Origin of the sequence: Streptomyces telluris (genome assembly GCF_024519335.1) — a bacterium.
Lineage (GTDB): Bacteria > Actinomycetota > Actinomycetes > Streptomycetales > Streptomycetaceae > Streptomyces > Streptomyces telluris.
In genome coordinates this window covers 116,144-125,828 of the sequence record NZ_JANIID010000027.1, presented here as the reverse complement: position 1 = coordinate 125,828, position 9,685 = coordinate 116,144, and the positions used below count along the sequence as shown (strand labels likewise).

Sequence of the window (9,685 nt, the reverse complement as noted above, 5' to 3'; positions counted from 1 at the left end):
AGGCCGGAGCCTCGCAGCAGTCGGTGCCGCTCCCGGCCGGGGAGGTCAGTGACCCAGCACAGCCATGGCGGCGTTGTGGCCGGGGATGCCGCTGACCAGGCCGCCGCGAGCGGCGCCCGACCCGCAGAGGAGGACGTTGGGGTGGGTGGTCCGCACGCCCCAACGGGCCGCCGTTCCTTCCTCGCTGCTGTCGGTGCAGGGGAATTCGAGGGCGGTATGGAAGATGTTGCCGCCGGGCAGCCCGAGGTCCCGCTCGACATCGAGGGGGCTCTTGACCTCAAGGCACGGACGGCCCTCGCTGTCGACGGCCAGGCAGTCGGCGAGCGGCTCGGCGAGGTGGGAGTCGAGCTGTTCCAGCGTGGCCCGGAGCAGCCGCTCGCGGGTGGTGTCGTGGTCGGTGGTGAACAGCCGGGCGGGGGTGTGGAGTCCGAAGAGGGTGAGGGTGTGATAGCCCTCGCGGGCCAGTGCGGGGCTGAGGATGGAGGGGTCCGTCAGGGAGTGGCAGTAGATCTCCGAGGGCGGGGCGGACGGGATCAGGCCGGCGGACGCCTGCCGGTAGGCGGTCTCCAGCTCCTCGTAGCCCTCGCTGATGTGGAAGGTCCCCGAGAAGGCCGCTCGCGGTTCGACGGCACTGTCGCGCAGCCTCGGCAGACGTCGCAGCAGCATGTTGACTTTGAGCTGGGAGCCCTCGGACGGTGGCGTAGGCTGTTCGCCCAGCAGGCGGGCCAGCTCGTGAGGGGAGGCGTTGACCAGGACGTGTGATGCTGCGAAGGTGCCTTGCGTGGAGGTCACTTCGGCCGTCCGGCCGTCTGTGGCGATGTACGTGACCTCGCACTCCGTGAGGATGCGCGCGCCGGCGGCGCGGGCCGCGTCGGCGAGGGCATCGGTCAGTGCGCCCATCCCGCCCACGGGGACGTTCCAGTCGCCGGTGCCGCCACCGATGACGTGGTAGAGGAAGCAACTGTTCTGGCGCAGCGAGGGGTCATGGGCATGGGTGAAGGTGCCCACGAGCGCGTCGGTGAGCACCAGGCCGCGCACGAGGTCGTCGCCGAAGGCGGCCTCGATCGCCTCGCCGAGGGGGCGCTCGAAGAGCGCTTCCCAGGCGGGCCGGTCGTCGACGCGGGCGCGGAGTTCGGCGCGGGTGGGAAGCGGTTCGGTGAGGGTGGGGAAGACCCGCTCAGCCACGTGCCGGGTCATGCCGTGGAACCGCTGCCAGGAGTCGAACTCCTTGTCCGAGCCGGTGAGCCGGGCGAACGCCGCGCGGGTGCGGGCCGGGTCGCGCTCCACCAGAAGGCCGGTGGGGCGTCCGGCGCGCACGGTGGGTGAGTAGGAGGCGACTGCGCGTTTGCGGACGGCGAAGCGCAGCCCCAGGTCCTTCACGATCTTCGAAGGCAGCAGGCCGACGAGATACGCGTAGCGTGAAAGCCGGGCATCGAAGCCGGGGAAGAGGCGGGTGGAGACGGCCGCACCACCGGTTCGGGCGAGGCGCTCCAGGACGATCACGCGGCGTCCGGCACGGGCCAGGTAGGCGGCCGCGACCAGGCCGTTGTGACCACCACCGACGATCACTGCGTCATACGCCTTGACGGCCTGCTCGGCCCGGGGGCGGGCTCCTGTCCGGTGGTCGGCGTCCGGCCTCGTCTCGGGTATGCCCCTCGGTGTCGCCATGCCTCTTCGTAGCACGCGGCGATCCGGGGTGACCAGACCTCGGCGAGTCGATGCGGATCGTCGGCGGCCGGCTTGCTTGCCGCGAGGCCACCGGACTCACACGGCTCGCTGACCGCCGGCGGGCGGAGAGCAGGGCACCACTGCAGCATGGGCGGCCCACCCACGGAGATGTCCCGGGATACCGGCCGATACCCACAAGAGTGTCGGCGCCGTGGCGGAGGGGGCCGGATGGATTAGCCTGCCGAGGCGGTGTCCGGCAATGCCGATGGGATGGTGGTGCGGATGGTGCACGTGATCGTCCTGGGTGAGTTCCGTGCGGACCGGGTGGTTCTGCCACTGAGACGAGGCGGTGCGGAGGTCACCGTGCTGGGGTCCACCGACCTTGCCTCGTTCCTCGGGCCCGGGGTCGCGTGCGCACAGTTCCCCGCCGTCCTCGACGAGGACGCGCTGCTGCGGCTGCTTGCCGTCTGCCGGGCCGATATCGCCTTGCCCAACATGGGATGCCATGGACAGGAGCAGTTCCTGCCCGTCTACGCACGCGCTGCGCCCCGGGTGCGGGAGGCAGGCTGCCGGATGCCCGTGCATGGTGAGACGTTCGCGCTGCTGGCCAGCGACAAGGTGGTGCTTCACCGTCTCGCGGGGGAGCGGGGATGGCCTGTGCCCCGGGGTGTGGTGTGCGAAGAAGCAGGGGGACTGGAGGCCGCTGCGGAGCAGCTCGGCTTTCCCGTCCTGGTCAAGGAGGCCCGGAGCGAGTTCAGCTCGGGACGTCACTATGTGGAGAACGGGGTGTGCCTGGGGCGAGTGGGTGCCGAGGTGACGTATCCGGTGCTGGTCCAGGAAGCCGCCGCGGGGGAGGAGTACGCGGTCGAGTTCTTCTCCGGTTCGTCCTCCACCGTGGCGTGGCCGGTGGCCTCCCTGGGCCGGCTCGGCAGCGACTGCGACCCGGGTCGACGTGTGAGGGTCGCCCCCGTGGCGCTGCCCGCCCTTGCACGAGGTGAACTGGCCGTAATGGTTGCCGACATGGTGAAAGCCTTTGGTCCGTGGGGGCCTTGGCAGATTGACTTCGCCGTCACGGACGACGGTCGGCTGAGGCTGATCGAAGTGAACGGTCGGCTGAGTGGCGTATCCAACATGAGCTGGGCGAGTACGGGCGTTGATCCGCACGTGGCATTCGCGCGGGCGGCTCTCGGCCGGAACCCTCGCAGCCCGAAGGCCGACCGGGTCGCGCTTGAGCTGCCGGTTCCCAACGGTGCGTTGCTGCCGACCGCACCGGACGGGACGGATCTGCTGTGCTTCCCGGGGAGTCCGTTCAATCCGGCGCCTTGCGTCCGTGGGTTCCACAGGCCGGTGTTCATGGTCCCCGGACGTCTCGAAGACGCGGCGCGTGCCTGGCTGCGGGCCCTGAGCCCCGGCACACTGCTGGACGGCGCCGCCGACGAGGCGATCTCCCAATTGGACCGGGGCCTGCATGCTCTCCGGCAGGGCGGCCTGGCGCCGTCGTGACCATCTCGTCCCCCGCCGCGCGGGCCGGGCGGCTCACGCCAGGAGAGTGGTGATGAGTTTGCGTACTCTGCCTTCTTCGACGCGCCGGACCCCGTGGACCAGCTGGATGCCGTACACGACGGTGGTGCCGGGCGGTGGGCTGCACGTCCAGCGGGTGTGCGGGGTGTCGGCCAGTTTCACCGGGCCGGTGCGGGCGGTGATCGCGTGGACGAATCGCGTCCCTGGTACATAGTTGCTGCCCGTCGTGGTGACGTCGCTCCACAGGGCGTCCGCGGAGCAGGTGTCGAGGTAGAACTCGCCGCCGCGTTCGGCGTCCTGCAGGTCGAAGCCGACCCGGGCGATCCGTTGCGGCCGGGCCTGCGGGTCGCCCACGCCGTGTACGTGCGGACGGATCTCGTCGCCGGGTTTGAGGTCGTGGTACAGCCACGGTTCGATGCCCGTGGCGGAGGGGAAGACCCGGCGGATGGCGGGCAGGGCGCGCTGCAGGGCGGCGTCCATGATGGTCTGCGCAGCCTCGGGCGGTGCGAGCCCCTGGCTGGGGCGTGCGGGAGTCCAGCCGGTGGCTGAGAGGTGTTCGTCCAGGACCTTGGTGAGCTCTGCGGTCTCATCGGGCGTGAGGAACCCTTCAATGGTCTGCACGGCCAGGGTCTCCGTCATGTGGATCACGAGCGGACTCCTCCCACGGCTTCCCGTCGGAACTCCGACGTTCCAGATTCCAGTACGGGACCGCGGCGACGCCAAGTCCAGGCCCGGCCATTCCGGGGAGCGCACCGTGCAGGAGGGCGTCTTGACGGGTAGCGGCCCGCGCCGAAAGGTGGGAGGCGTGACGAACCCGGGCTCGGAGGCGGACACTGACGTCCTCGTCGTGGGCGCCGGTCCCACGGGGCTGCTGCTGGCGTGCGAACTGGCCTTGGCGGGCGTACGGACCACGGTGATCGACAAGCGCGCGAAGCCGCACCGGGAGTCGCGGGCGCTCAACCTCCACCCCCGTAGCATCGAGCTGATGGACATGCGCGGCTTGGCGGGCCGGTTCCTGGACGCGGGCCGTACGGTGCCCGGATGGCAGTTCGCCGTCAGCCTCAAACGGTCGCTCGACTTCACCGCGCTCGACACCCGGCACCCGTACGCCTTGCTGCTGGCGCAGGCCCGGACCGAAGCGCTGCTGGTCGAGCGGGCCCGGGAGCTGGGTGTGGAGATCCGTCGCGGACACGAGGCCGTCGCCCTCCGGCAGTACGGCCATGGAGTCGAGACCGACGTGTCCGGCCCGGCCGGGCCCGTCACGTTCCGTTCCGCCTATGCGGTGGGCTGTGACGGCGGGCGCAGCCTGGTCCGGCAGACGGCCGGTATCGGCTTCCCCGGGACGGGAGAGACGATGACCGCGGTCGTGGGGGACTTCGCCGTCGCCGACCACGCATACAACGAGCAGGCACGGCGGCACGGCGTGCTCGTCGCCCGCCTGGAGGCCGGATTGACGCGTTACGTGGTCATGGATCCGCAGCGGATCCGGGTACCCTCCACCGAACCGGTGACACTGGAGGAATTCCGCACCTCGCTGATACGGGTGTGCGGAAGCGACTGCGCCATCGGCGAGCCGCGGTGGCTGTCGCGCTTCGGCAACACCACTCGCCTCGCCGAGAGCTACCGGTGCGGCAGGGTGTTCCTGGCCGGCGACGCCGCACACATCCATTTCCCCGTCGGCGCCCAGGGGCTGAACACAGGGCTGCAGGATGCCATGAACCTCGGCTGGAAACTCGCCGCCACCGTCCACGGCTGGGCACCGCCCGGCCTGCTGGACACCTACCACGCCGAGCGCCATCCGGTCGGCCACGCGGTCACCACCGGCACCCGCGCCCAGAGCCTGCTGGTGGAACTCCCCCTCACCGAGCGGTACGCGGGCCCCGCGCGGCAGCTGTGCGAGCTGCTCGACACGCTCCTGGACATGGAGGACGTCAACCGGTACCTGGCCGGCCGGATCGCCGCCCTGGACACCGTCTACCCTCCCACCACTCCGGACGCCGACCCGCTCGCCGGTCGGCGCATGCCCGACATCGGCGTCACTACGGTGTCAGGGCCGACTCGGGTCTACGAGCTGCTGCACGACGGCCGCTTCGTCCTGCTTCGCTTCGACTTCGGTGGCGGGAAGCGCCTGCAGGCTGCTGCCGGCAGGTCGGCCTCATCCGACCGCATTCGAGTGGTCGGCGTTCAGGAGCACGGAGTCCACCAGGACCTGAAGGACGTGAGCGAGGTCCTCATCCGGCCCGACGGCCACATCGCCTGGGCGACACACCGCAGAGCCCCGCACCCTTCACTCTGAGAGGGCCGGCGCACTGATCGCCTGGACGGATTGCCTCCTGGAGACGCCGACAGCCACCGGATGGTCGTCGCCGTCACAGCCGCCGTCACCGTCGCCGCCTGGCCTGTGCCCGTAGACGTGCTCGGGACGGAGGACGGCACGAGGCTCTGCATGCTCGTGGCACTCATTCCACACCCCGGGAGCATCTCCGTCCCATAGTCACCTTTACGGGTGATAGGACGCATGCCCCCGCAAACCGTGGGGAGGGTGAGAAGCATGTTCATGGTTCTCCAACATCCCACCCCATCCGTCACGTTGATGTCCTCACCCGGTTGATCCGCGGATGCGCCCCCGCACGCGGGCCGCCGGGCGACTGGTTGCCCCGATCCTTCTTGCAAGCTGCTTTCTGACCGGCTGCGCACCATCGCAGGCCCCTCGTCATCCGGCCGAGGACGACGTGATCAAGGCAGCCGGCCACGTACTCACCGACTCCTGTCTCACCCGTCAGGGCCTGAAGCCCCTGCCTCCGGGACGACGTACGTCGTCTCCCGCGCCCGAGGAGGCGAAGGTCGCCGAGGCGCTCTTCGGCTCGGGGAGGCCGGAACTGTCCGTTTCCCTGTCGACCGGCCATGTCGTGAGCGCGCACACGGACGGCTGTCTGGCTGCCGCGCAACAGCGGCTGTACGGCGATCAGCCCCGGTGGTTCCGGGTGTCGACGATCGTCAACAACCTCGGGCCGGAAGCCCGTCACACCCACCGCACCCTGGACGAGGTCCGCGCGGAGCACCGTGCCGAGATCGCGGACTGGACGCGGTTGCGCACCCATGCCCTGGCCGAAGCGACGGCTCTGCTCGACGACCCATCAACGAAGGGACAACCACGTCCATGAAGCGTCTCACTGCTCTCCTCGCTGCTGCTCTGATCTCCGCCGGCGCTGTGACGGCCACCGCGTCGTCCGCGTCGGCGGCAGAGTGCCGTCGTGGCTACTTCTGCGTCTGGACGCACGCCAACTTCGACGGCATGAAGATCGACCACAGTGGTGACGACCGCTGGTGGGAGGGCAACATGTCGAACCAGGACTCGTCGTGGGCGAACCACGGGGTCTCCGGACCGGGGGTCCCCGACCACGTGAAGATCTACGACGGCCGTGAGCTGACCGGCGGGGTCACGCTGTGCCTCGCGCCGGGGCAAGAGGTCAGTTACAACGGACGGGCGAATGACCGCGGCAGCTCCCACACCTGGGCGAAGGGCTGCTGAGACCTCCGCGCAGAAGCAACTGCGCACCGTGGGCGACCCCATGCCCGCGGTGCGCACGCGTACCAGGCGGTGGCCCGGGGGTACTTCCTTCGGGTGATGCGCCGCAGTGGGATTGGTGTCTGCACCACCGTCGTCCGCGTTCTCCATGCGGCGGCCACCGGTCGCTGGCCGACCGCCGATGGGCGCGACGCCCGGGTTCGTCCGGTGCGCCGTCGCCCTGCCCGGCGATCAGGAATGGTGATGGAGGAGGCTATGGACCACGACCCGCACCACACCGACCCCGCACACCATCGTGCTCATCAGGGCCGTGCCGGCCACGGAACCCGCCGCGGCGGGGCATCGTGGCCCACGGCGGCAAAGGCGACACTGCACTGCCTGACCGGGTGCGCCCTCGGTGAGATCCTCGGCATGGTCATCGGCACCGCCCTGCTGTGGGGCAACGTGCCGACCATGCTTCTCGCCATCATCCTTGCGTTCCTCTTCGGCTACTCGTTCACCCTCTTCGCCGTCCTACGGGCAGGCCTGGGCTTCAAGCCCGCGATGAAGGTGGCACTGGCCGCCGACACCGTCTCCATCGCCGTGATGGAACTCGTCGACAACGCCATCATCGCCTTGGTACCCGGCGCGATGGACGCCCACCTGACCGACGGGCTCTTCTGGTCCGCCCTTCTGGGAGGATTCGCCGTGGCATTCCTGATCACCACCCCCGTCAACAAGTGGATGATCGGCCGCGGTAAAGGTCACGCCGTCGTCCATGCCTACCACGGACCCTGAGAGCAGCAAGGGCCGTCACTCCAGGAGACCGTGCCTCATCGCCTCGGCGACGGCGGCCGCACGGTCCGATACCCCCAGCTTTTCGTAGAGCCGCTGCGCGTGCGTCTTCACCGTGCTCGTGCCCAGGAACAGTTCCGAGGCCGGCTCGGGAATGCTCTGCCCCTTCGCGAAACCGCGCAGCACCTGCTGTTCACGCTCCGACAGCACCACGGCGTCGCGCCCGGCCCGCAGCCGGATCTCGCCGGCCAGCCCGTCCGTCAGCTCCTCGCCCACCACGCGCTTGCCGCGTGGCACCTTCAGAACCGCGTCGACGATTTCCGAGCGCTTGGCGTCCTTCGCGAGATATCCGCAGGCACCTTCCTCGATGGCCTTGTAGACGACGGTGCTGTCGGTGGTGGCGGACAGCAGCGGGGTGCGGGTCGGGAGCCGGTCGCGAACCACCGCGTGGACGACGGCGATGCCGTTCAGTTCGGGGATGCGGTAGTCGATCAGGGCGACGTCCGGCCGGTGCTCGCGGATGGCTTCGAGCGCGGCTTCGCCGTCGGCTGCTTCCGCGATGACCTCCACCTGTCCGCATCCGACGATAGGCAGGTTTCCGTTCAACCGCCCTCCGGAGCCGCCGTCCGCCGGGCCGGCCGGAGGAAGCGCAGCTCGTACGGCTGCTCCGTCGATCGGTCGACCCCTTTCTGTAGTCATCAGCGGAAAGCTGGCCGGAGGTCCAGAAAAAACAGACAGGGAAGAGACGAAGAAGGTGATCGAGATAAGTGAGCCAATGGAATGCTGCCGGGGCATGACTCGGCACGCGGACGATCGCCCGGTACCCACCGCTGCCGGGCAGGCCGGCGGCACGCCGTACGCCATGGGCGGCAACGGCGCCGGCAGCTTCTCCCTCCGTCAGCTCGAATACCTGGTCGTCGCCATTGCCGCACCACTCACACGGCCGGGCGGCTCATGAGGTCTGCTCGCTTTCGATGAACGCGGTGACCAGAGCCTGGGCCGTGTTGTTGTCGGAACCGATCTCGTAGAGCTCGGCACCTCCGAATGTGGCGGTCTCGGCGCTGCGGGGGAACATGGCCTGCTCGTACTCGGTGAGCGCGGCCTCGATGTCGTCGGGGTACGCGGCGAGGGCCTTGCCGAGTTCGGCGCCGTCGAGCATGGCCAGGTTGGCGCCTTCGCCGTTCGGGACCTCGAGGTGAGCGGCGTCGCCGAGCAGGGTCACCCCCGGCACCCGGTCCCACCGGTGTCCGGCCGGCAGGGCGTAGTGGGGGCGAAGGACCGGCGCGGTGTCGCCCTCGGTGATCAGGGCGGTGAATTCCGGCGCCCAGCCGTCGAATTCCCGCGCGATCCGCGCGGTGGCCGCGGCGGCATCGGTGAAGTCGATGGCGGCGAACCACTCCTGCGGCCGGGAGAGCATCACGTAGGTGTGCAGCGTGTCGCCCCTCTCCCGGTGAGCGAAGATCTCCGTGCCCGGTGCGGGCGCCATCATGGACCCGCCGCCGACCGCCTTCGCGGCGGCCGGGTGCCGGGTGTCGGCGTCGAACAGGTAGATCTCGACGCACGACGTTCCGGCGTACTCGGGCGCGGTGGCGGAGAGCAGAGGCCGGACCCGTGACCACGCGCCGTCCGCGCCGACCAGCAGGCCGGTCACGACGGTGCTGCCGTCGGCGAAGGTCACCTCATGGCGGCCCTCGCCGAGGGCGCGGGTGCTGCGGGCCTTGTGGCCCCACCGGACGGTGCCGGCCGGGAGCGAGTCGAGCAGGATCTGCCGCAGGTCGCCGCGCTGCACCTCGGGGCGCCCGCCCGTGCCGTCGTCGGCCTTGTCGAGCAGGACGGTGCCGTCCCGGTCGAGGACCCGCATCGCCTGGCGGCCCTCCAGGATGATGGCGTGGAACTCGTCCATCAGGTCGGCCGCCTGGAGGGCGAGCTGCCCGTTGTAGTCGTGGATGTCGAGCATCCCGCCCTGCGTGCGCGCCGCCGGGGAGGACTCGGCCTCGTAGACCGTGACCGGGATGCCGTGGAGGTGCAGGACGCGGGCCAGCGTGAGTCCGCCGAGTCCGGCGCCGATGATCGTGACAGGGGTGCGCATGGTGGCTCCTTCGGGATCGGGGCCGCCCGGTGAGCTCCGGCCGGCCGTCTCCCGGAAGGTGCCGGACCCCGTCGACGGATCGCCGACAGCGGACCGACAACCCC

General features: G+C 70.1%; 9 protein-coding genes and 1 pseudogene. 6 read left to right on the top strand and 4 right to left on the bottom strand.

What is annotated here, in order from left to right:
- Positions 1–45: 45 nt before the first annotated feature.
- Positions 46–1,668, bottom strand: coding sequence for a phytoene desaturase family protein (locus NQU55_RS25935; RefSeq protein WP_168095605.1), 1,623 nt, complete (start codon positions 1,666–1,668; stop codon positions 46–48).
- Between the two features lie 249 nt (positions 1,669–1,917).
- On the opposite strand from NQU55_RS25935, the gene NQU55_RS25930 reads away from it, so the two are divergent.
- Positions 1,918–3,171 carry an ATP-grasp domain-containing protein gene (locus tag NQU55_RS25930; protein WP_168095606.1) on the top strand — a complete coding sequence of 418 codons (1,254 nt, stop codon included), beginning with the start codon at positions 1,918–1,920 and terminating at the stop codon, positions 3,169–3,171.
- Positions 3,172–3,204: 33 nt separating this feature from the next.
- Here NQU55_RS25930 and NQU55_RS25925 read toward each other — a convergent pair whose 3' ends face one another.
- Positions 3,205–3,837: a hypothetical protein gene (locus NQU55_RS25925; RefSeq protein ID WP_168095607.1), complete on the bottom strand. Its 633-nt coding sequence runs from the start codon at positions 3,835–3,837 to the stop codon at positions 3,205–3,207.
- A gap of 157 nt (positions 3,838–3,994) precedes the next feature.
- Between NQU55_RS25925 and NQU55_RS25920 the strand changes: the two are divergent.
- From NQU55_RS25920 to NQU55_RS25905, 4 genes and pseudogenes are all read left to right on the top strand, one after another.
- Positions 3,995–5,600, top strand: a pseudogene (locus NQU55_RS25920) (FAD-dependent monooxygenase).
- 321 nt (positions 5,601–5,921) lie between these two features.
- Positions 5,922–6,353, top strand: coding sequence for a hypothetical protein (locus NQU55_RS25915; RefSeq protein ID WP_240977053.1), 432 nt, complete (start codon positions 5,922–5,924; stop codon positions 6,351–6,353).
- Positions 6,350–6,721, top strand: coding sequence for a peptidase inhibitor family I36 protein (locus tag NQU55_RS25910; protein ID WP_168096707.1), 372 nt, complete (start codon positions 6,350–6,352; stop codon positions 6,719–6,721). The genes NQU55_RS25915 and NQU55_RS25910 overlap by 4 nt, the downstream gene beginning before the upstream one ends.
- A gap of 252 nt (positions 6,722–6,973) precedes the next feature.
- The gene (locus NQU55_RS25905; protein ID WP_168096710.1) at positions 6,974–7,495 is read left to right on the top strand and encodes a DUF4396 domain-containing protein; all 522 of its coding nucleotides are present in this window, start codon (positions 6,974–6,976) and stop codon (positions 7,493–7,495) included.
- A 15-nt stretch (positions 7,496–7,510) separates the two neighbouring features.
- Here NQU55_RS25905 and NQU55_RS25900 read toward each other — a convergent pair whose 3' ends face one another.
- Entirely contained in the window at positions 7,511–8,098 is a 588-nt protein-coding gene (locus NQU55_RS25900) for a response regulator (RefSeq protein WP_256791259.1), read from the bottom strand.
- Between the two features lie 187 nt (positions 8,099–8,285).
- Between NQU55_RS25900 and NQU55_RS25895 the strand changes: the two genes are divergently transcribed.
- Complete coding sequence (locus NQU55_RS25895; RefSeq protein WP_256791257.1) at positions 8,286–8,450, top strand: hypothetical protein; 165 nt, start codon at positions 8,286–8,288, stop codon at positions 8,448–8,450.
- Here NQU55_RS25895 and NQU55_RS25890 read toward each other — a convergent pair.
- Positions 8,445–9,581, bottom strand: coding sequence for an FAD-dependent oxidoreductase (locus NQU55_RS25890; RefSeq protein ID WP_256791256.1), 1,137 nt, complete (start codon positions 9,579–9,581; stop codon positions 8,445–8,447). The genes NQU55_RS25895 and NQU55_RS25890 overlap by 6 nt on opposite strands.
- Between the last annotated feature and the right edge of the window lie 104 nt (positions 9,582–9,685).

Excerpts from the sequence above, each read along its gene's own strand:
- NQU55_RS25935 (WP_168095605.1), bottom strand. The coding sequence starts at position 1,668 with ATGGCGACACCGAGGGGCATACCCGAGACGAGGCCGGACGCCGACCAC.
- NQU55_RS25910 (WP_168096707.1), top strand. The coding sequence starts at position 6,350 with ATGAAGCGTCTCACTGCTCTCCTCGCTGCTGCTCTGATCTCCGCCGGC.
- NQU55_RS25905 (WP_168096710.1), top strand. The coding sequence starts at position 6,974 with ATGGACCACGACCCGCACCACACCGACCCCGCACACCATCGTGCTCAT.
- NQU55_RS25895 (WP_256791257.1), top strand. The coding sequence starts at position 8,286 with ATGACTCGGCACGCGGACGATCGCCCGGTACCCACCGCTGCCGGGCAG.
- NQU55_RS25890 (WP_256791256.1), bottom strand. The coding sequence starts at position 9,581 with ATGCGCACCCCTGTCACGATCATCGGCGCCGGACTCGGCGGACTCACG.